Origin of the sequence: Orrella daihaiensis (genome assembly GCF_022811525.1) — a bacterium.
GTDB classification, from domain to species: Bacteria; Pseudomonadota; Gammaproteobacteria; order Burkholderiales; family Burkholderiaceae_B; genus Algicoccus; species Algicoccus daihaiensis.
Genome location: NZ_CP063982.1, coordinates 2,490,477 through 2,510,011, shown reverse-complemented (window position 1 = coordinate 2,510,011; position 19,535 = coordinate 2,490,477). Strand labels below are relative to the sequence as shown.

The 19,535-nt window shown below is 51.4% G+C and carries 22 protein-coding genes; 7 read left to right on the top strand and 15 right to left on the bottom strand.

Going from position 1 to position 19,535, the window contains the following annotated elements:
* Positions 1-5: 5 nt before the first annotated feature.
* From DHf2319_RS11555 to DHf2319_RS11540, 4 genes are all read right to left on the bottom strand, one after another.
* Positions 6-470, bottom strand: a complete 465-nt coding sequence (locus DHf2319_RS11555; RefSeq protein ID WP_243478508.1) for a RidA family protein — start codon at positions 468-470, stop codon at positions 6-8.
* Positions 471-676: 206 nt separating this feature from the next.
* Positions 677-1,447, bottom strand: a complete 771-nt coding sequence (locus DHf2319_RS11550) for an enoyl-CoA hydratase/isomerase family protein (protein WP_243478507.1) — start codon at positions 1,445-1,447, stop codon at positions 677-679.
* A 4-nt stretch (positions 1,448-1,451) separates the two neighbouring features.
* Positions 1,452-1,829 carry a cupin domain-containing protein gene (locus DHf2319_RS11545; RefSeq protein ID WP_243478506.1) on the bottom strand — a complete coding sequence of 126 codons (378 nt, stop codon included), beginning with the start codon at positions 1,827-1,829 and terminating at the stop codon, positions 1,452-1,454.
* A 13-nt stretch (positions 1,830-1,842) separates the two neighbouring features.
* Complete coding sequence (locus tag DHf2319_RS11540) at positions 1,843-2,868, bottom strand: NAD-dependent epimerase/dehydratase family protein (RefSeq protein WP_243478505.1); 1,026 nt, start codon at positions 2,866-2,868, stop codon at positions 1,843-1,845.
* Positions 2,869-3,067: 199 nt separating this feature from the next.
* Between DHf2319_RS11540 and DHf2319_RS11535 the strand changes: the two genes are divergently transcribed.
* Positions 3,068-4,234, top strand: coding sequence for an acyl-CoA dehydrogenase family protein (locus DHf2319_RS11535; protein WP_243478504.1), 1,167 nt, complete (start codon positions 3,068-3,070; stop codon positions 4,232-4,234).
* Positions 4,235-4,243: 9 nt separating this feature from the next.
* On the opposite strand, the gene DHf2319_RS11530 is transcribed toward DHf2319_RS11535, so the two are convergent.
* Positions 4,244-5,428 carry a CaiB/BaiF CoA transferase family protein gene (locus DHf2319_RS11530; RefSeq protein WP_243478503.1) on the bottom strand — a complete coding sequence of 395 codons (1,185 nt, stop codon included), beginning with the start codon at positions 5,426-5,428 and terminating at the stop codon, positions 4,244-4,246.
* A 277-nt stretch (positions 5,429-5,705) separates the two neighbouring features.
* Here DHf2319_RS11530 and DHf2319_RS11525 point away from each other — a divergent pair, with 277 nt between their 5' ends.
* Both DHf2319_RS11525 and DHf2319_RS11520 read left to right on the top strand, forming a co-directional pair.
* Positions 5,706-6,092 (top strand): hypothetical protein, encoded by a 387-nt coding sequence (locus tag DHf2319_RS11525; protein WP_243478502.1) that lies wholly within the window; start codon positions 5,706-5,708, stop codon positions 6,090-6,092.
* A 430-nt stretch (positions 6,093-6,522) separates the two neighbouring features.
* Positions 6,523-6,816: a DUF411 domain-containing protein gene (locus tag DHf2319_RS11520; protein WP_243478501.1), complete on the top strand. Its 294-nt coding sequence runs from the start codon at positions 6,523-6,525 to the stop codon at positions 6,814-6,816.
* 10 nt (positions 6,817-6,826) lie between these two features.
* Here DHf2319_RS11520 and DHf2319_RS11515 read toward each other — a convergent pair whose 3' ends face one another.
* Positions 6,827-7,594, bottom strand: coding sequence for a class I SAM-dependent methyltransferase (locus tag DHf2319_RS11515; protein ID WP_243478500.1), 768 nt, complete (start codon positions 7,592-7,594; stop codon positions 6,827-6,829).
* Between the two features lie 236 nt (positions 7,595-7,830).
* Here DHf2319_RS11515 and DHf2319_RS11510 point away from each other — a divergent pair, with 236 nt between their 5' ends.
* Together DHf2319_RS11510 and DHf2319_RS11505 are read left to right on the top strand one after the other, a co-directional pair.
* The gene (locus DHf2319_RS11510) at positions 7,831-8,466 is read left to right on the top strand and encodes a trimeric intracellular cation channel family protein (RefSeq protein ID WP_243478499.1); all 636 of its coding nucleotides are present in this window, start codon (positions 7,831-7,833) and stop codon (positions 8,464-8,466) included.
* 95 nt (positions 8,467-8,561) lie between these two features.
* Positions 8,562-9,311 carry a class I SAM-dependent methyltransferase gene (locus DHf2319_RS11505; RefSeq protein WP_243478498.1) on the top strand — a complete coding sequence of 250 codons (750 nt, stop codon included), beginning with the start codon at positions 8,562-8,564 and terminating at the stop codon, positions 9,309-9,311.
* Between the two features lie 3 nt (positions 9,312-9,314).
* Here the strand turns inward: DHf2319_RS11505 and DHf2319_RS11500 are convergent, their stop codons facing one another.
* The 8 genes from DHf2319_RS11500 to DHf2319_RS11465 all read right to left on the bottom strand — a co-directional run bounded on the left by DHf2319_RS11500 (position 9,315) and on the right by DHf2319_RS11465 (position 15,822).
* The gene (locus DHf2319_RS11500; protein ID WP_243478497.1) at positions 9,315-9,710 is read right to left on the bottom strand and encodes a thiol-disulfide oxidoreductase DCC family protein; all 396 of its coding nucleotides are present in this window, start codon (positions 9,708-9,710) and stop codon (positions 9,315-9,317) included.
* Positions 9,711-10,042: 332 nt separating this feature from the next.
* Positions 10,043-10,849: an alpha/beta fold hydrolase gene (locus DHf2319_RS11495; RefSeq protein ID WP_243478496.1), complete on the bottom strand. Its 807-nt coding sequence runs from the start codon at positions 10,847-10,849 to the stop codon at positions 10,043-10,045.
* Positions 10,850-10,867: 18 nt separating this feature from the next.
* Complete coding sequence (locus tag DHf2319_RS11490; protein ID WP_243478495.1) at positions 10,868-11,464, bottom strand: UPF0149 family protein; 597 nt, start codon at positions 11,462-11,464, stop codon at positions 10,868-10,870.
* A gap of 111 nt (positions 11,465-11,575) precedes the next feature.
* Positions 11,576-11,989, bottom strand: coding sequence for a hypothetical protein (locus DHf2319_RS11485; RefSeq protein WP_243478494.1), 414 nt, complete (start codon positions 11,987-11,989; stop codon positions 11,576-11,578).
* A gap of 33 nt (positions 11,990-12,022) precedes the next feature.
* On the bottom strand, positions 12,023-12,649 hold the full coding sequence (locus DHf2319_RS11480; protein WP_243478493.1) for a PqiC family protein: 627 nt from the start codon (positions 12,647-12,649) through the stop codon (positions 12,023-12,025).
* The gene (locus DHf2319_RS11475) at positions 12,646-14,328 is read right to left on the bottom strand and encodes a PqiB family protein (protein ID WP_243478492.1); all 1,683 of its coding nucleotides are present in this window, start codon (positions 14,326-14,328) and stop codon (positions 12,646-12,648) included. Before DHf2319_RS11475 ends, DHf2319_RS11480 begins: the two co-directional genes overlap by 4 nt.
* On the bottom strand, positions 14,321-15,478 hold the full coding sequence (locus DHf2319_RS11470; protein ID WP_243478491.1) for a paraquat-inducible protein A: 1,158 nt from the start codon (positions 15,476-15,478) through the stop codon (positions 14,321-14,323). Before DHf2319_RS11470 ends, DHf2319_RS11475 begins: the two co-directional genes overlap by 8 nt.
* Positions 15,479-15,534: 56 nt before the next feature.
* Positions 15,535-15,822 (bottom strand): EF-hand domain-containing protein, encoded by a 288-nt coding sequence (locus DHf2319_RS11465; RefSeq protein WP_243478490.1) that lies wholly within the window; start codon positions 15,820-15,822, stop codon positions 15,535-15,537.
* 499 nt (positions 15,823-16,321) lie between these two features.
* Between DHf2319_RS11465 and DHf2319_RS11460 the strand changes: the two genes are divergently transcribed.
* Both DHf2319_RS11460 and DHf2319_RS11455 read left to right on the top strand, forming a co-directional pair.
* Positions 16,322-16,810 carry an Hcp family type VI secretion system effector gene (locus tag DHf2319_RS11460; RefSeq protein WP_243478489.1) on the top strand — a complete coding sequence of 163 codons (489 nt, stop codon included), beginning with the start codon at positions 16,322-16,324 and terminating at the stop codon, positions 16,808-16,810.
* Between the two features lie 162 nt (positions 16,811-16,972).
* A complete protein-coding gene (locus DHf2319_RS11455; protein WP_243478488.1) occupies positions 16,973-18,925 on the top strand; it encodes a sensor histidine kinase in 1,953 nt (650 codons plus the stop codon).
* Here DHf2319_RS11455 and DHf2319_RS11450 read toward each other — a convergent pair.
* Positions 18,910-19,272, bottom strand: a complete 363-nt coding sequence (locus DHf2319_RS11450) for a response regulator (RefSeq protein WP_243478487.1) — start codon at positions 19,270-19,272, stop codon at positions 18,910-18,912. The genes DHf2319_RS11455 and DHf2319_RS11450 overlap by 16 nt on opposite strands.
* Positions 19,273-19,535 lie beyond the last annotated feature (263 nt).

Genomic DNA, 19,535 nt, shown 5'->3' with positions numbered 1-19,535 from the left:
AACCATCATTCAGACTTGATTTGAATGATGGCTTCAATTTCCACCGGCATCCCACCAGGCAATGAGCCCATGCCCACTGCCGATCTTGCATGTTTTCCCCGATCTCCTAATATCTCGACGAATAGATCTGAGCAACCATTGATGACCTTAGGTTGGTCCTTGAAATCAGGCTCTGCATTTACCATCCCTAAAAGCTTTATGACTGCCTGAATTTTATCGAGCGAGCCGGTAGCCTCACGCACTGTGGCAAGTATTTGTAAACCAATCTGGCGGGCGTCTGCATATGCCTGCTCAACGCTGTAGTCCTTGCCCAGTCGTCCTTGTGGGATGCTGCCATCAGGGCGTCGTGGCCCCTGTCCAGAGAGGTAGAGTAGGTCTCCAGCTTGTCGCCACATCACAAAATTTGCTACAGGTGCCGGAACTTTTGGCAATTCAATGCCAAGTTCCTTGAGTCGTTGTTCAGGAGTCATTTCGTATCCCTCTGAGGACATAAGCCGAATAACATTTGCATAGACAACTCAATTGTAGACTCGATGCTCGCGATGTGTGGGATTCATTTCTTGATTAGACTGACTTTAAAGCCACGAGGAGCGCTAAAGTTTTCTCGATCACGTTGAGCAAGATGACAGATATCATCCCACAAACTGACAGGCTTGATTCTCATCGTCACTCTTGCTTATGCTTGGTTCCATTTGGGTTTGCGTTTTTGTGCAAACGCAGCGAATCCTTCCTGGGCATCGGGTCCACTGGCTACATGACAAAAGTTATCAACCGCTGCACTGACAGCCGCTCGGTGATCAGGGTCCCCAGCCGCTTTGAACGCTTGCCGGCCAAGCCGCATGACATCTCTTGGCTTCGCACAAAACACCTGAGCCAGTTCACGGGCTGCGGTCATCAATTGGTCGGCAGGCACGATGTGACTCACTAAACCGAGTTCTTTGGCTTCCTCAGGTCCGAATGATCTTCCAGAGAACAACAACTCAAAGGCGCGGTGTTTGCCGATAATCTTCGGCAGATGACTAAAGTGTATTGATGGCAATACACCTGCATCAATTTCCGGATAGCCGAAGGTTGACTGATCCGATGCGATGATGACATCGCACGAAATCGACATGGTCATACCACCGCCTCGAGCGGTCCCGTTGACGGCTGCGATCGAGGGTTTATTCAATGCGTGTTGAGCATCCGTCATCTGCCGATAGAGACGCTCAAGCAAATCAGTCACCTTGGATTGACCTAGATGAATCGCTCTTAGATCCAATCCAGCACAAAACCTGCCGGGTACGGCACTAGACACAATTACCGCTCTGACATCGTCGTCGGCTGCCGCTTTGTGTAGAGCCGAGATGTAGTCATCGAGCAGTGTCTCAGTCAGCGCATTGACCGGTGGATTGTCAATGAGAATTTCAGCGACGTGGTTGTGGCTAGTGTAATTAATCAGTGACATGGTGTTAGCGCCTGACTTTGTCTGGGTTCTCTTCATAGGGCGGGCTGTATATGACCAGCAGCTTGACTGGTTCCTCAGATGTCACTTCGAGCTTATGCATGACGTCTGCGGGAAAGAAACACGTGTCACCAGGCGTCATTTCAAACGTTTCGTCGCCAACCTCTACGTGTGCAGTGCCTTCAAGCATGTAACAGACTTGTTCCACACCCGGGTGGGCATGGGGTAACGCGCCACCCGATTTTCCGAGAGTGCCAAGAATGACTTCCATGTGCTGGGCGCCCACGTTATGGCGGGAAATCAAGCGCTTATTGCTCGTGTCGGTATGGTTAGCCGGGTGGTAAGGTTCTATGTCCTGGGGACGAATCAGAAATTTCGATGTCATATCAATCCTGCTGTTATGGAGTGTCGTTTTGCTTGCGCCAATCTAGCAAACGTTTGATGCCTTCCTTGATCGGCACCTGCGGTTCCCAACCGATAGCATCTTTGGCTTTGTTGTGTGGGATGTAAAACGCGCCACCCGATGTCAGTCGAACGGTACCAGGAGGGTCTGGCTTGATCTCGGGTTTGAGGTTGCTGCCACAGTAATCGAGAATCAGTTGTACCAACTCGCCCGTGGTGACGGCATCAGGGCCAGAGATATTCATGGCAGTGTCAGTCGTTGGACTTTGCAAAGCAGCAACGTTGGCACGAGCCACATCGGTTACGTACACAAAATGTTTGGTCTCTGAGCCGTCACCGGGCATGACAGGTGCTTGACCAGATTTGATCTGGTCATACGTCTGCATGATGTAGAGTGCATTGGCAGCTCGGTAGTGTTGACGCTCACCATAGACGGTTGAATACCTCAAGACCAGATAGTCAAGTCCGCGCTGCTGCAGGTAGGTGCGGCACAACTGTTCACCCATAATTTTTGAGGCGCCGTACAGAATGGCAGCTGGCGGCGCTCCTTCTGAGTGAAACGCCATACTTTCGTGCAGTTCACCTTTGATGCCAGTGCCGTACCCGTAGGTCGCATTGGACGATGCAAAGATGACTTTTTTGACGTTATTGATGGCACAAGCCTCAAGCATGTTTTGTACGCCACGAAGATTGACATCGATCGCTTGCCAAGGCGTTTGTGAGAACCCTAGGCTCATGTAGGCGGCTAAATGGACGACCCCATCAACCCCTTTAGTGGCTTGAATGATTTCCGGCAAACGCAATAGGTCGGCCCGCACGATCTTGACGCGTTCGTGATCGCGTAGATGTTCGATAGCCTGCATAGAACCAAACGAGAAGTTGTCCAACAAAATAACTTCACGAGTGCCCGCAGCCAGCAATTGATCAGCTGTATGAGATCCCACTAGACTGGCAGCGCCAGCAATCAATACCGTCGAATTTTTTAGGTCAAGTGATTGACCGGTTTTGTAGTTTGTCCCCATCGTGCTTACTCTCGGTCTTGTAGTAGAACACCAATTTAGCATTTTGTCGGGCCAGACACTCAAGCTGCTTAGAGGGTGGTGTTCTGATTTTGCGATGCGAGACTTCGGGCACGCCAAACGCTGGCAGCTCGCCTCTCGTTACACTCTCACTAGTCAATATTTACCATCGTGCAACGATGCTCTGGGTTTGGGAGTAGAGATGGACTTTTCATTTTCGGAACAACAGCTTGAGATACGCAGCGCGATTGAGCGCATTTGTGAAGCATTTGATGCGCAGTACTGGCTTGAACGCGACAATGAAGGTGGGTTTCCTCACGATTTGCACCAAGCTTTAGCGCGTGATGGCTGGCTCGGCATTTGTATTCCAGAAGCTTACGGTGGCTCGGGGCTTGGGGTGACTGAGGCGACCATTATGATGCAAGCCATCAGTGAGTCTGGTGCGGGCATGAGTGGCGCCTCAGCGGTGCACATGAATATCTTCGGGCTCAATCCAGTGGTTCAGTTTGCAACTGAAGAACAAAAGCACCGCATGCTAGCGCCGTTGATTGCTGGCAAAGAAAAAGCTTGCTTTGCAGTGACTGAACCCAATACGGGGCTGAACACGACTCAGCTAAAGGTCAAGGCAGAACGCCGAGGTGACCACTACATTGTGCGTGGCACCAAGGTCTGGATTTCAACGGCCCAAGTTGCCGACAAAATGTTGTTACTTGCGCGTACGACTCCGTTAGAGGAGTGCTCTAGTCACACCGATGGCTTGAGCTTGTTCTATACCGATGTTGACCGTAACTACGTTCAAGCTCGTGAAATCCCCAAGATGGGTAGAAAGGCTGTAGATTCGAACGAGTTGTTCATCGATGACCTGCCGGTTCCGGTTGGTGACCTAATTGGTGAAGAAGGAAAAGGTTTTGGGTACATCATGCATGGCATGAATGTTGAGCGCATCCTGATTGCTGCAGAAGCAGTTGGCCTTGGCCGGGCAGCGCTCAAGCGAGCAGCCAATTACGCCAAGGAACGCGTGGTGTTCAATCGCCCCATTGGTATGAATCAGGCTATACAGCACCCATTAGCAGCCAATTGGATGGAACTAGAAGCGGCTAACTTGATGGTGTTTCACGCTGCAACTCTCTTCGACCAGGGCAAACCCTGCGGTGCACAGGCCAATGCGGCCAAGTACCTCGCCGGCGAAGCTGGGTTCAATGCATGCCAACAAGCTGTCATGACCCATGGCGGCTTTGGTTACGCCAAGGAATATCATGTCGAGCGTTACTTGCGTGAGGTCATGATTGCGCGTATCGCACCGGTTAGTCCACAGTTGGTGTTGTGCTACATCGCGGAACGCGTATTGGGACTACCCAAGTCATACTAGACAGGCCGTTTACCAGCCATTTTGTTTGATGTCCTCCGTGTCCGCGCCTAGTTTGGGCGCAAGTCGCTGAACGCCTGTGGGTGTACGCGATAGATTCACCGGTGACTTAGGCATGATCACTGTACCTAGCGTTGGATCCTCGTAGCGCTTAAAAAATCCAGTGGCCGTGAGGTGTTCATTCCCAAGCAAATCATTCAGGCTGTTGATACGGCCCGAGGGTATGTCAGCTTGTTTCAAGAGTGCGAGCCACTCTTCGGTGGTCTTGGTCTTCACAAACTCAGAGAGCATCGTATAGAGCTCGTTGACGTGTCTCGCACGCGCTTCAGGCCTGGAAAAACGTTCGTCTTTTATCAGATCCGGTTGATCAACCAACTGGAAGAATCGTTGCCATTGTTCAGTGGTGTAGGGCAGCAAGCCGATATAACCGTCTTTGGTTTGGTAAGGACGTCGGTGGGGAGACACCGCGCGTGAGTATCCCATCTGGGGCTCTGGTTTAGCGAATGTGGCCTCACCCATGTGCTCTAGCATATTGAAAGCGGCAAGCGTTTCGAACATCGGCACCTCAATGGCTTGACCTAAGCCAGATTTCTCACGTTCGTATAGAGCAGCCAGGATCGCGTGAGTTGCTGTCAGGCCAGCGATTTTGTCTGCAATAACCGAGCTTACGTAGCTCGGTACACCATCTTTACTCTGTAGCGAAGCCAGGCCACCGACCGCTTGAATGATGTCATCATAGGCGGGCTCACCTGCATAAGGACCTTGCTCTGAGTAGCCATAAACGCCGCAATAGATCAGGCGCGGGTTGAGCTTGGCGAGTTCGTTGTACCCAAGTCCAAGTTTGCGCATGGATTGTGGTCGGATGTTGAAGACCAGCACATCAGCTTGCTTGGCTAGATCAAGCAGTACTTGAAGGTCTGCTGTTTCCTTCAAATTCAAGACTAGACTTCGTTTGTTGCGGTTTAACTGTATAAACGGCGATCCCATGGCGGGCGTCGGTGTCGGTGGGGCATGCCGAAACACATCACCGGCAGTCGATTCGATTTTGATGACGTTCGCTCCATAGTCACCGAGCGCCTGAGTGCAAAGCGGTCCCATGACAACCGCGGTCATGTCAAGCACGCGCACGCCCGAAAGAGGACCTTTGGGCGATGGTGAGTTGGTATCGCTTTGACTTGCAGTAATGGAGTGATTCATGTTCTGGTAGCGTGCCGTGACTTAATCGTGTCTGCATGTTACTTCGTGGCACTAGTGTTGGCAGTTTTAGATCGCAAAACACCTGGATCAAGCCAGCTTTAACCATTATTCGCACACTTAAGCCTCATGATGATTTCTCGGTCCTACCTAAAATACGATCGGAACGAACCGAGTTCGAGATTTTCGGTCTAACGGTTTGGATAATGGCCACGGTGTATACGATTCACTGGCCTAATCAATTTGCACGTGTTCCTATCAACTCTTGCAGGGTGTATCCATGAAAGTACTGATTTGGGGTGTTTTTGTGCTCGCCGTTCTGGTGTGGACTGGTTTTGCTGCGCTAGTGGCGCAGGCCATCGCTTGGTCCTCTGATCGATTGTCGACAGGGGCTGTAGGCGCACTTGAGATGGCAACCAATCAAATTGTGATTCCTGGTTGGGCAAGCGCTTGGTTAGCGCCCTCAGATTGGGCTACTGTCTTCATGTTTGTTCAAAGTGCAATTGACAATGCCGCTGCCACTGTTCCGCTATTGACGTCAGTACTTGGATGGATTGCGCCGTTGGTTTGGGTTGTTTGGGCGCTGGGTCTGGCAGGTCTTTTCGCCTTATTGATCATGGGGACTTTGCTGATCAAGCGTTTCGGGGATCGCAGGCATCAAGCCTGATAGTGCATATGTAATGATCAGTCCAGTCTCCGAACCCTTATCCCCGAAATTGGTCTTATCGGATTCGCTCAGCGCACTGTCTTTGAACATGGTCAGGCTTTCGCTATTGAGTCAATATCGCCGTCGTGCAAAAAATATTCTCTATCTGAGATGCTCTAGTGCTTGATCGATAGCAAATGACAGGATGTGATGGAACTCATGCAGTCTTGTTTGGTCTTAGAATTTCTATGCTAAGAAAGAATATTCGCAAGGGTAAAGTATGAAACGATCAAGTGTGAACCGCCTAGCCTCAACAATTAAGATAGCTATATCCGGTGCGATGTTTATCCTGGGCGCATTGGTAACTAGCCTTGTATCGGCCCAACAGCCCGTGGAGATCGAGGTTTATTCAGATCCAAATTGTGGGTGCTGCGCAGAATGGGTGAAGTACATGCGACAGGAAGGTTTTGTTGTTGAGTCGGTCAAGACGCCTAACGTGGCTCAGTACAAACAGCAGTTCGGTGTTCCGGCTAATCTAGCTTCTTGTCACACCGCAGTGGTTAAAGGCACGGGTCAGGTCATCGAAGGTCATGTGCCAGCCACTGCTGTGCGCAAGATGCTGCTTGATCCATCCGTTAAGGGCGTGTCAGCACCGGGCATGCCGGTGAACTCTCCTGGTATGGGTCAGATGGATGGCAATCTCGTGACGGTAGATTTCGAAGGACGGGCGTTTTCTCGGGACTAGTTGAGATATTTCATGCCGTGATATGCCCAATTCGCATATTGATTGGCCAACGTATTTCCCGGCGAGTGTCCGCAGCACCCCACAGGACAGTCATGTCGGCAGCAAACTTTTCTAGAAGCATTGTTTGACCAGTCTCGCGTAATTGTTTGACTGCTGACCAGGTGCCGATGTAGCCAAGCAGTTCGGCAAGGGTCCATGCTTTTTGAATGGACATGGACGGTGCTTTCATTTCATTAAACGGGAATATCAGGTCGGCATAGCCACTATCGACTAGTTTGCGTTCAGCTGGCCAGTAGGGGCCAATTTCTTTCCAATAGAAATCTTCAAACCGTTGATTGATATCTCCATCCAGGCTTAACACACCGTAACTAACTAATGCGACAGTTGCTCTGGGTACGGATATTCGTCTGACTTCACCGTAAAAGCTAGGAAGGTCAAACCAATGTGCTGCTTGGGCTGCCACGACAAGACTGGCCCGATTGTTTTCGATCGGTAATATTTCAGCGCTGGCGCAAACGTATGAAATATTGTTGCCCGGTACTGCGTTCGCCAATTGATCAGCGCTTGGGTCGATGCCAAACACCTGCTCGAAATGCCCGGCTAATTGGTTTGTGAGTTGTCCGTTACCACAACCAACATCGACAGCTATACCCAGGTCTGGTGACACGGTTGCAAGAAACGCCGCTAGCTCAGACGGATATTCAGGACGGAACTGCGCATATTGTTTGCCACCCTGTTCAAACCAGTTTCGCGCAGTTGATCCAAGTTCTGGTGCCATGTGTGGTGACCTCTGGTGAGATTAAATATTGCAATCGGCAGCTCGTGTTGTACCCGCCAGTGCACAGAAGCGTGTGTACAAGAATCCGTGACGGATTGAGCATGTGACAGTGTATGATGCCACTGAACTGTGGTTGTAGTCTTGTGGTTACGTCTTTATCGTCCTGGTGGTGCGCGGCTGGCTGCCATAAAAATTCCAAAAAATGCACGTAAGTAGCGACCTATAGGACAAGTGCAATGTCAATCGATCTGGTGACACAAATATTGGCGATCATGGCTACGGTGGCGTATGCCGTGACGGGCGTGATGGCCGTGGCAGAAAAGCGGGTTGATTTGTTTTCTGCCGTGGTGTTGGGCGTGATTGCGTCCGTGGGTGGCGGCACTGTGCGTGACTTGATCATGGATGTGCCAGTGTTTTGGTCACAAGACTTGCTGCTCATTCGAGTGGCAGTTGCGGCGAGCATTGTGACCTTTTTTACGATGAACTATCTGTCCCATCCACAAATTTACAAAGCCTTTCTCTACATCGATGGCATTGGCGCAGCGCTCTTTGGTTTGGCTGGTGCCATGAAAGCCTATGAGCTTGGGTTTGCCTGGCCGCTAGGTGTGCTGATCATGGGGGTCATCAGTGCTATTGGCGGGGGCGTTATCCGCGATGTGCTGACGGGACGCAAGACGCTGCTCATGAGCGATGAGGTTTATGCCGTGCCCGTGGCGATTGGTTGTGTCTTCTTGGCAGCAATCTTGCACTTTTTCCCGGAACGCAAATCTGAGGCCTTGTTGATTGGTACATTGGTTGCGTTTACATTGCGTACGGCCGCCATTTACTGGAACTTGCGCTTGCCACTTTGGTTCACCACCCTGAAGAAGTAAGTCGGGGGCGTGATAGAGTGATCCTTTGTTGAGCTGGCGAGTCGTTTGGCTAATCGTCTGGCCTATTATGATCGGCAGGTTAAGGCAAAGGTGACATGGACGATCGAAGCTGGGAAATTTTCTGTGAAGTCATGCAGGCCTTGCCGCGCCAGGGGCCAGGCAACGCCGAGTCTCTTACGCGTACGCTGGCACTATGCAAAGACTTGCCAGCCAACCCAAGCATTATTGACCTCGGTTGTGGATCCGGTGGCCAGACCATCGACTTGGTTAAAGCAGTCGGTGGTCACGCCGTTGCAGTTGACATCCACGAACCCAACATTGCACGGATGCGTGAGCGCGTGGCTAACGCCGGGCTGCTTGGGCAAATCGAGGCAATCGTTGCCGACATGATGGCACTCGATGTGCCTGCACAAAGTTTCGATCTGGTGTGGTCTGAAGGCGCGCTATACAACTTGGGATTAGATGTTGCCTTGCCGATCTGTCGTGGCCTACTCAAACCCAATGGCTACCTGGTATTTTCCGAGGCGATTTGGCTAACTGATAACCCAGCTGCTGTGGTGCAAGCCGCCTTTGCTGATTACCCTGCCATGAGAGACATCGACACTGTCTTGAGCAAACTTGATCAATCAGAGTTCGACGATGTGGGGCATTTTGTCCTGCCTGAAGCAGCATGGTGGGATGATTTCTACACACCGATGCTTGCAGAGATTGACCGGCAGCGATCCATATACGTTGACGATTCGCAAGCCTTGGCGATACTAGATGAAATTGCCAAAGAGCCTGAAGTGCGGCGTGAGCACGCTCCAGATTTTGGGTATGGATTATTTGTGGCCAGAAAGCGGTGATGCCTAGGAACGCTTAAAAAGGTGCTTGGCAAGTATCGGCCGAACCTTCAGCGTTAATCGGTAACCCAATTCAAGCAGCCAAGTGATCGGGGCCAGCGAGGCTGCTGTACCAAGATGCTTCCAAGGCGCAGGCATGGCAGTCCACAGCTTGGCAAACCCGGCCGCACCATCATAGATTTGGCCTGTCTGCATGTCCTTGACATGAAACCTCGCCAATAGTGTCTGCTGGTCATAGCCGATAGGACAGCTTGGGTTCGGCCCGGCAACGTCGACCCATTGCACGTGTTGGGCGGTATCCAAGCGCTGGTAGTAGGCGATTTCCTTGGCGCACATGGGGCAGGCGCCGTCGAAGTAGACGGCGATTTGCTCTCGTCCCGGTCCGGTCTGCTCTGTGTCCATGTCACGATATTAAATCAGTTGATTGCCATCAGGCAGTGGCCTGAGCGTTGCGTGTGGTTTTGTGGGGGATGAATGATGGGCAGCTTTGTCGTGTAGCCGCGAAAGGTGGTGGGGATGGTAAGAAAGCTAGGATGCCAACACCAAGATAGATGCCAGATCTATAACGTTGTATGCATTGATCGGGGCTCAACATGAGTCACACGACAATTTCGGAAACCCTCAAAAATTTACTTGTGCGGCGTGGACTCCGTGCTTTGAGCCTTCGCCATGGTTCTCTCCTACCGCATCATCAGATAGGAAAGATCCTCCCCAGTGAGCTTAAGCGATCGAGCCTACCTGTTTAAAAACCCTAACACCCTTTCACCAAACACCCTAGGTGCCTCTAATGGCAGACTATGCGCGAGCCCCGGTATAACGTCAACTTGCGCGTTGGGCAGTGCAGCCAAGCCCGAGGCATCGTCGCCCGGCGGAAATATCAAGTCTTCGCTGCTTGCGATCACCAGCGCTTGCGTGGTTATCTGCGACAGCCAGGCTGTTGCGTCAAACCCCTTCAATGCATTCACCTGACTGCGGTAAGTAACTGCATTGGGACCGTATTCATAGTTCATGACTAAGTTTACGAGCTGTTGTAAGGCTTGTTCGTTGTTAAAAAACTCGCGCGTGAAGATCCAGTAAAAGAACGTCCGGTACCAACGTGCAGTAGCACCAGCCTCATCCAGGGCATCTGCCCAGTCGGTAAACATCATGTCATTGCGTGCACCAGTGCGTGAAGTGCTGTTGCAAATGATGAGTTTGCGTATCCGTTCAGGCGCCATGCGTGCGACATTTAACGAAACGCACCCGCCCATAGAATGGCCCAACAAATCGATTTGGTCGATCTTCAGGTGGTCACACAACGCCAGACAGTCCTGCGCCATTTGGGTAAGGGTGATTTCGTTGGGTGCGCGGGTTCGTCCGCTGCCACGATTGTCTAGCAAGATGATACGGCGATCCTGTGTCAAGGCATGAAGTGCCGGTTGCCACGATTGTGAGTCACTCGCTAAGCCTGCCACGAGCAGCAATGGCGGATTGTTTGATGGTCTTGTCGCCTCGTGAACTTCGTAGTAGAGGTTCGCATCAGATAAATTTAGTTCACTCATGATGTCAGTTGGGCTTTATCAGTTTGGCGTTATCGGCTTGCCATTGAAATACCCATAGATCAGAGCCAAAGAATTGGTCATCATGAATAAGAGTTCATCTCGACCTTCATCGGGGATTGGCGATGGCCGCATTTGCGGATCCGGGTGGTGCTCATGGGCTAACACCATCATGGGCAATAGCAATCTAGCCATCTCGTCACCCTTGGTGAAATCAGACCAGTCGCCTTCAGTCATGGACACACCGAGCAGAAAAGCTAGTGCCCACTGGTTGCCTTGTGCCAGGCCGTCTTCATCGACGAGCAAGGCTGGGGTGTAAAGCGTCTCTGTTGCGAGCGTCTCATCAAGCCCGGCTTTAACTGAAGCCTGATGTTGTGTGACGAGCTTCTCAATGGCAGTACTTTGCTTTTTATCTGTAAATGCATCGGTCCCTAACACTGCCGACATGTACTGGTCATAGTCCAATTGTGTGGGGGCGCAGCTCAGTGCACAAATAAGGCCATCAAGGCCTTCAAGGCTGCGAATGGGACCGCTGAGTTCAGACAGAAAAGTGTCGAGGACTTCAATCTCGGTCTCAGACAGTGGGGTGGCAGGGGTTTGTTTGGAATTTTTGGTCAATGTGGTTCTCCGGTGTATTCACCAAAATGTAACGCAGCTAATGCGCATAAACAGGTATCAGGCAGGTTTTATGCTGCATCAATAGATACATCTTCTTGACTGTTCGCCCGTCTATGTGTTCGCCTGTCTGTTGGCAACGTGTTGCCACACAATGCCAGTAAAACACACGACAAAATATCCCATCATGATGAAGCGGCCGTAGAAGTCCGACTCAGGCGAAACGCCTGCGTATTGCATACCGAGCCAGCCGATGGCGTAGGCGATCAGGATAATGGCAAGCGTGGCACCTGCCAAGGCGCGTGCTTTGATGGCAATCAGAATGAACAGCATGCCGGTTAGCCAGTTCGAGATACCAAAGGCGCCAAGCAGCATCAGTTGATCATTGCCATTAATACTTAAATCGAGATGCGCAAAGGTGTCGTTTGCCCAGTGGATCATGAAGGTGTGGGCTAGGCCGCGAAACAAGTCCATGCAGCCTAATGCGAACAGTACAATCGCTGCGACATTCTTTTGATGGGTGGGCATGTATATCGGGCCAAATACTGTGGGAGCTAAGTTTTAGGTTTTTTGCACCTGGCATTTAACTTCCTGGGGTGGAGTGCCGGTCTGGAGGGTATTAGCAATTTGTTGTCCTAGTTGCTGCATGTTTTGTTGCTGGGCCGTCACTAATGCTGCTACCCCGGGGGTAACCGGCCTAGACAGCACACTGTAGCAGGTGATGATTTGGCCAGGCTTACCTGCAAAATCGATTTGCCACAGAGCTCCAATGCTGGCTAGCTTGGCAGGCTGCATTTCAAACTGCTGCATATCCACAAAGATCTTGTCAGAGTTGGCTGATGCGCTTGATTCAGTAGCTAACAGCATCGTACTTGGCATGGGTGGGGTGCCAAGTGATTGCGTGAGAGTGACTGATAGCGAATTTTGAATTACTTGACTAAGTGGTGCCACCCATTTGTCATGTGAGAGCACCATTAGGCTGTTATTGGGTTGGCGCACGATCAACGTTTCCACATCCAGTGACTCAGGCACATCTATGCTTGCAAGCTGATACTTCACCAGGGTTTTACTTTGGTTTGACGGCACCGTATCGGTGATTGGTTGAAGGTCATAGTGCATGATGGTCGTTGTGCTACAGCCAGTGGCGAGACTGGCAGCGGCAAGCAGTAGTAGTGGCCAGTGTTTCATGGTGTCCCCCCAAGATTGTCACGTGAGTACGACGGACTAGGTTCGCCGAAGATGATGGAGTTTGGTTGGGCGCGTAATTCGTCAATGAGTGATTTAGTAGCACGCACGGCTTTGTCAATCTCCTTCAGGCTGCTGTCGAGCCGTGCAGGTAATTCATCACTGGCTCCAAGAAACTCATCAACCTGACCGAGTGTGGATTGCAGGTCTTTTAATACTGCCGACAGTTCAGGTGCCAGTGTGTTGTTCAGTGACTTCCCGAGTTCGGTCAGTTCTTTCAATGAATCACTCAAGTCAGCAGAGAGTTGCTCAAATGGGATTTTGTTGATGTTATCCACGATCGAGGCAATCTGTTTCTGTATGTCTTCGAGATCAGAAGTGACAACAGTTGGCATTTCCAGTGGAACGGTTGCTGCCACTTCTTTGACCGGCGGCGCATCACGCACGAGCGACATGGACACGTACAGGCTGCCCGTTAGCAAACTGGCGGTTTTCAGCTCGGCTCGCAAGCCGCGTTTGACCATCATGGCCAGTGACTCGGTGGCTTGCTCAACAGTCCGGTTGGCACGCTGCATGGTTTGAAACACTGAACCCAAGCGAGCCGGATAAAGCGTTGCTTTAACGTGCGTAAAAAACTCACCTTTGTAGATGTCGAAATCCAGATCGGCCGAGTTCACAATGCCAATTTCAACGCCTTGGAAAGTCACCGGTGCCTGAGCCTCTAGCCCTTTGGTTGATTGGTAGAACTTCATGGTTACCGGTACCGCTAGACCAATCGGAACCTCATCGGCCAGTGCTTTGTTGCCGTATAGCTTGAAAGTTTGATTAGTAGCCAAGGGGATGGGTGGCCCGAAGTTACCAAATGCCAGGCCGCCCGCCAAAACTGAGACCAGTGACTCGGTGGAGACGGTTAGGCCGTCACTGCCCACGTTGACGTACACACCACTCTCGTTCCAGAAGCGCGTGTTGCCACCAACGTATTTGTCATAAGGCGCATCAACAAATACCTCGATATCAACAAAGCTGCCATTCTCTTCAAGTTCGTATTTGGTGACCACCCCCACCGGGATGCGCAGGAAATAGATGGGTGCACCTGGCCCGAGCGAGCCTAATGTTTCCGAGCGCAGCTTAAATCTTGAGCCTGGTCGATCGCTAGAAATTGCAGGCGGCTCTGTCAAGGCGACGAAATTGAGTTTTTCAGGGGCATTGCTTTTAAAGGTTTTGGTGTCTGCATTGATGTAAACACCGGACAAAAGGGTGGAAAGCCCGCTGACACCGGACAGTCCAATGGTGGGTCGAACGACCCAAAACTGGGTGCCTTCTTTGGCGAGCCCCTTCGCATCGAGATTCAATTCAGCATCGACCAGTACCTCGTCACCGGTATCACTTAGCCGAATGTTCGTGACGGTGCCCACCACCACATCCCGAAACTTGATTTGTGTTTTCCCAGCTTCCAGGCCACTGGCTGAGTCCAGGCGAATTGAGATCGTAGGCCCGCGGTTTGACCAATCGTGCCACACAATGGATAAGCCAATCAGTGAGGCCACGAGTGGGATTAGCCACACCAACCAAAAGTTGCCCTTGCGCTTGCGCACAATACGAGGCGGTTGGGCTGATTTGGCAAGATCCATGTTTGCGGGCTGCTGGTCAGAAGGGGCAGGTTTATCTGCTGGGTCAACCATGGCTCACCATTCCTGTGTGGGTTTGTATGTCATTCGTATCCGCTTTTTCTGCAGGGCTTAGATGACGTCGATGGCCGGCGATTCGCCATGCCAGGCGTGGATCAAATCCCATGGCTGCAATCATTGTCAGTACTACCACACCACCAAATGCAGCCGCACCAGCGCCTGGTGAAATATCAAGTAATGCGCCGAACTTACCGAGGGCAGCCAGCAAGATAACGACAAATACATCTAACATGGACCACTGTCCGATGAATTCAACCATTCCGTAGATACGGGTGCGCGCTTTTAGGTTCAAAGAGGATCGTTTCTGGGTGAGCCACACGAGTACGCCCAACGCAAAGAGCTTGAGAGTGGGCACAAACACGCTGGCAATAAACACCACCAATGCAATATCCCATGCGCCACCATGCCATAGTTCTATTACACCTCCCATAATGGTGTGTCCAGAAGATCCGTTGATGGCATCTACATACATAATCGGCAGCAGATTGGCGGGTATATAGAGAATACAGGCGGTGACCAGCAGCGCCCAGGTGCGATTGATCAGTTTGGGCGAAGGTGGTGGGTGTGCATGCGCGTTGGCAACATTAAGTCCTGAATCCTGTGCCATGTTTCTGAGTTTCTGGCCGTTTAGTCGCGCAAGTCCCGTTAGCAAGACGGCCGTCACTACCGTGGCATACAGTCCGACACCCAATTTCAGGGTGGCCAGATCGACGAGCTTGACGATCGCCACTAAAGCGCCCAATAAAAACACCGGCACCATTGACCACGGGGTGATGCGGTCAATCAGATCAGCGACACGCTCAAACGCTGGGGCCACGCGCCCAAAACTTAGCGGAATCAATAACCACAGTAAGAGGGTGATGTGTAGAGCCGGCAAAGCAAAGCCAGTTGCTCCGGTCAGCACAGCAACCCAGGGATAACCGGCTTCCCAGGCGACGATGACTGTGTGCAGAAATGTTGCCGATTGGCCCGAGCCTTGAAATAGCAAAGTACCGATTGGATAGAGGTTAGCTAGCGCGAAAGTGATCAAAGCGGTGAGCGCCAACGCACACCAGCCGTCAGGGCCTAGGCTGGCGTGAGTTTCAAGTACGGTATCACAACGCCGGCAGAGCGCGACATGGTCCTTTTGTACCGGCACACGCATAAACGACGCACCGCAGTGATGGCAGATCAGTGGTGAACCCGTGTGCGACATGAGGACTAGCGGTTGTTGGCAGCGATCAGTTGAAGTTGCTCAAGCGTGATGTAGCCTTTTTTGTCGATGTCTATTTTTTCCCAGGCTAGAGCGACTCGGGGCAGGCTGGCTTCGGCTTCTTCTTTGGTCACTTTGCCGTCGCCGTTTTTGTCGGCGGCTTTAAAACGTGCTGCGACTTCGGCGTCATTGGCGGGAGTGGCCGGGAGGTTAGCGTTGCTCTGGGCCAATGCGGCCAGTGGCACAGTGGATGCCAAGATAACGGCGCTTGAAATTGCGATAAGGGGATTTGTCATCAGAAGAGTCTTATTTGAGGTCAGATGGTGTCGTTTACGTGCTAGTGAATTGACTATTTAGCAAGTCCAGGCGACCCGTTCGATGGCGCTTGACTGCTAGCATACTTACAGTATCGCAAGTATTCAGGGTTGGGCAACAGAAAACTTGCAAAAGCTTGCAGTTTGGGAAGAGCAATCTGAGCCTGAAGGTTGGTCATGAAAGTCACTGGTCTTGATTTGAAGAAAGCAGACTGGGTTACCTTGATCTCGCCATGTGGCCACAATATTACGGTGTGTGTCGATTCGAGGTTGGTGTCACGAGAGCTCGGTCTTCTAGGCTATTGTTGCAGAATTGAAAGACGGAATTTGTCGCAATTTCACGGGATTGACGAGTGGTGGCGAGAGATGGGGGTTTTTAAGATGGAGCCATGTTGAATCGAGGTTGAAACAGTAAGTCAACTGAAGACAACGTTGAACAAGGTAATTAAGTTAAGGCTAAACCATCTTAAGGAGAATGATTATGCCAATGCCAGGATACCTATCAGTGACCGGCCAGACCCAGGGCAATATCGAGGGTGGCTGCACGATTGACGGCCACCAGGGCAAGGTTTTAGTTCAGGCTGTGGACCACACCATCGAGATCCCGAAGTCGATCCAGACGGGGCTACCGACAGGCAAGCGGATTCACGGGGCGATGACAATTACCAAGGTGATCGACAAGGCTTCACCCAAGCTCTTTCAAGCCTTGACCTCAGGCGAGCAGTTAACGAGTGCGAAGCTGGAGTACTACCGGATTTCGCCGCAGGGCAAGGAGGAGTTGTATTACACGGTGGAGATCAAGAATGCGATCATCACCTCGATGCGCAAATTCGTGCCAAACTGCCTTGATCCGGACAATAAGCCGATTGAGCACATGGAAGAAGTGGCGTTTACGTATGAGACCATCATCGAGACTTTCACGCCAGACGGGATTGAAGCCCAGGATTCCTGGAACGCCCCGAAGGCTTGATTCTCTGAGCCAACTGGCTCTGCACCCTGGTTGCTTGTGCAACCGGGGTGTTGCAGTTTGTTCGGGGCAGTGATGAGAGCGCATGCACAATCGTGCAGCGTTTTTCTCGCAAGGGTTTTGCTCGCTACTTGTTTTCTCTGCTTGATCGGTGTTGTCTCCCACGTGCGAGCATTTACGCTCACGGCTAACGATCGCGAAGTCAACCTGACCCCTTATGCACAACTGCTTGTTGATGAGAGCGGTGAATTGACACTTGAGCAAATCGAGTCAGACCCCACCAAATTCCGGTTTAAGCCTTTGCCGGCTGGTACCGATGCGCTCGCGTTTGGTTTTACGACCGCAGCCTATTGGGTCAAATTAGAGCTCTCACGTGATGCCACTGCGCCCGAGCGCTGGATCCTCGAGATTCCTTACGTCGGCATCGATGACGTCCAATGGTATGGGGCAGGCGACAGCCGAGCAGCATCAGGCACCATGCGCGACTCTAATGAGCGGCAGATCTTTACACGTGTGCATGCCTTCTATGTGGATGTCTCTGAAGAGCCTCAGGTTTTCTACCTGAGACTGCAATCGTCATACTCGTTGACTGCACCATTGGTGCTTATGCAAACAGATTTATACGGACGAGCTCAACTGACTGACACCATGGTGCAGTTCCTCTATTACGGTGGGCTGCTGAGCTTGTTGCTTTACAACTTCATGATTTTTTTGACCAACCGGGATTGGCGATATTTCGTCTACTGCTTGTTCATCGTCTGTGCTTGGATGGGCATGTTTGCTGGAAACGGCTACGGCCGATTGTTTATCTGGCCCGATTGGCCTTACTTCGATCGGATATCACAGACTCTATTTTTCTCCTTGGGTGGTCTATTCTCGTTTTGGTTTACTGCTCAGTTTTTGCAACTGCACACGCGAGCACGTCTTGCCTATAAAGCGATTCTGCTTGCCATCGTGGTGTTTGCTGCTATCGCCATCGCTTTATTGTTGAGCTTGTTGATTGATTTCTCAGTGAATTTTCTGCTGATGACCCTTTTCTGGTTTTCAACCATCGGCACGCTGGTCTGTCTTGGTGCATCGATTTACCTGGCCGTTTGGCAACGCGTTCACGAAGCGCGGTATTTTGTCTTGTCTTGGGGATTTTTGTGTGCGGGGGCGATAATCGCAACGTTGCGAGCCTTTGATTTGCTGCCAAGCAATGTGTTAACACTTTACGCCATGCAGATTAGCTCCGGTCTCGAGGCGTTGTTTTTCTCGTTCGCGTTAGCAGATCGCTTGCGCTCAGAGCGGCAAGAACGCGAGCTTGCTCAAAAGCGTCTGCTTCAGGCTCAGCAAGAGGCCGTCGAGGCACTCAAAGACTCCGAGGAGCGGCTTGAGACTGCGGTTGATGTTCGCACACAGGAGCTAAGGGCCATGCTGGTCAAGGAACAGCAGGTTCGAGAGCAGTACGTGCGGTTTGGTGCCATGATTGCGCATGAGTTTCGCAATCCCCTAAATGTCATCGAAGCACAGAACGCATTATTTGAACTAGATCCCGTACCTGAGCCTGCCAAGATCACTAAACGGATTGGAGTGATTCGCAGTGCTGTGACACGCTTGACTAGTTTGTTTGACCAGTGGTTACAAAGCGATCGGCTAGGCCAGGCGTTTGCCAAGATTACACCGCTGCCGATTGACACCATCGGCCTGATCCAGGACGTTGTTACGGGCAGTCGCGCGTATCAGCCAGATCATAAGATTTTGAGTGTTAGCACCGAAGCGCCATTGGTGATTCGAGCTGATTTCGGTCTCTTGCGTATGGCATTGCTCAATCTCGTAGACAATGCCTGCAAGTACAGCCCTAAGGGCACTACCGTCTGTGTCGGCATAGAACTCAGAGACGACTGGGTTGGCTTGTTTGTTAAGGACGAGGGTTCGGGTATCGCCTTGGAAAGACAGGCGGAAATCTTTGAGCCCTATGTTCAGTTACCTAGTTCAGACAGGCTTGTAGGGGTTGGGCTGGGGCTATCGTTTGTCAAACGAATTGCTGAACTGCATGAAGGTCGTGTAGAGGTTCACAGCCGACTCAATCAGGGTTCAACATTCACTGTCTGGGTCAAGCGCTATGTTGACGTTTGAGCGCGCAATTGTTCAATAAAGTCTAAAAGTGGTTGCACCGCAAACGGTTTAGCAATGCAGAGATCGGGCACAGCTTCTGATACCGGGTCAGCAGTTTTGAATTCGGCTGAACCTGTAATCAGAACTGCAGGCACTTTGTGGGTTTTACGGATGTGTTGCAGGATCTCGAGCCCATTCCCGTCCGGTAACTGCCGGTCTATCACCACTAAATCAAACCTGTTAGCCGCTTGCAGGGTGAAATACTCCGCCACCGACCCAGCGCCGAGCGCTGTATGGCCCTTGATCTCGAGGATTTCGATTAGTGACTCACGGAAATCCGTTTCGTCGTCGACTACTAGCACCCGCATGCTGAGCAACTTTGTAATGTGAAGTAATGTTTGTATCAGATTTTAGTGACTTCTGTTGATCAAAATCATTTGCCAAAGATGGTGAGCGTGGTCGGCATAGGCAGGTAAGGGCCCTCACAAGCATCCTGACAAGCGCCGAGCCGAGTCGGAATTTGTCGCAATTTCACGGGATTGACGAGTGGTGGCGAGAGATGGGGGTTTTTAAGATGGAGCCATGTTGAATCGAGGTTGAAACAGTAAGTCAACTGAAGACAACGTTGAAC

Coding starts and splice junctions, on each gene's coding strand:
- DHf2319_RS11545 (WP_243478506.1), bottom strand. CDS start 1,829: ATGACATCGAAATTTCTGATTCGTCCCCAGGACATAGAACCTTACCAC.
- DHf2319_RS11530 (WP_243478503.1), bottom strand. CDS start 5,428: ATGAATCACTCCATTACTGCAAGTCAAAGCGATACCAACTCACCATCG.
- DHf2319_RS11475 (WP_243478492.1), bottom strand. CDS start 14,328: ATGGTTGACCCAGCAGATAAACCTGCCCCTTCTGACCAGCAGCCCGCA.
- DHf2319_RS11515 (WP_243478500.1), bottom strand. CDS start 7,594: ATGGCACCAGAACTTGGATCAACTGCGCGAAACTGGTTTGAACAGGGT.
- DHf2319_RS11495 (WP_243478496.1), bottom strand. CDS start 10,849: ATGAGTGAACTAAATTTATCTGATGCGAACCTCTACTACGAAGTTCAC.
- DHf2319_RS11470 (WP_243478491.1), bottom strand. CDS start 15,478: ATGCGTGTGCCGGTACAAAAGGACCATGTCGCGCTCTGCCGGCGTTGT.
- DHf2319_RS11465 (WP_243478490.1), bottom strand. CDS start 15,822: ATGACAAATCCCCTTATCGCAATTTCAAGCGCCGTTATCTTGGCATCC.
- DHf2319_RS11535 (WP_243478504.1), top strand. CDS start 3,068: ATGGACTTTTCATTTTCGGAACAACAGCTTGAGATACGCAGCGCGATT.
- DHf2319_RS11550 (WP_243478507.1), bottom strand. CDS start 1,447: ATGTCACTGATTAATTACACTAGCCACAACCACGTCGCTGAAATTCTC.
- DHf2319_RS11510 (WP_243478499.1), top strand. CDS start 7,831: ATGTCAATCGATCTGGTGACACAAATATTGGCGATCATGGCTACGGTG.
- DHf2319_RS11505 (WP_243478498.1), top strand. CDS start 8,562: ATGGACGATCGAAGCTGGGAAATTTTCTGTGAAGTCATGCAGGCCTTG.
- DHf2319_RS11450 (WP_243478487.1), bottom strand. CDS start 19,272: ATGCGGGTGCTAGTAGTCGACGACGAAACGGATTTCCGTGAGTCACTA.
- DHf2319_RS11520 (WP_243478501.1), top strand. CDS start 6,523: ATGCGACAGGAAGGTTTTGTTGTTGAGTCGGTCAAGACGCCTAACGTG.
- DHf2319_RS11525 (WP_243478502.1), top strand. CDS start 5,706: ATGAAAGTACTGATTTGGGGTGTTTTTGTGCTCGCCGTTCTGGTGTGG.
- DHf2319_RS11540 (WP_243478505.1), bottom strand. CDS start 2,868: ATGGGGACAAACTACAAAACCGGTCAATCACTTGACCTAAAAAATTCG.
- DHf2319_RS11480 (WP_243478493.1), bottom strand. CDS start 12,649: ATGAAACACTGGCCACTACTACTGCTTGCCGCTGCCAGTCTCGCCACT.
- DHf2319_RS11555 (WP_243478508.1), bottom strand. CDS start 470: ATGACTCCTGAACAACGACTCAAGGAACTTGGCATTGAATTGCCAAAA.
- DHf2319_RS11460 (WP_243478489.1), top strand. CDS start 16,322: ATGCCAATGCCAGGATACCTATCAGTGACCGGCCAGACCCAGGGCAAT.
- DHf2319_RS11485 (WP_243478494.1), bottom strand. CDS start 11,989: ATGCCCACCCATCAAAAGAATGTCGCAGCGATTGTACTGTTCGCATTA.
- DHf2319_RS11500 (WP_243478497.1), bottom strand. CDS start 9,710: ATGGACACAGAGCAGACCGGACCGGGACGAGAGCAAATCGCCGTCTAC.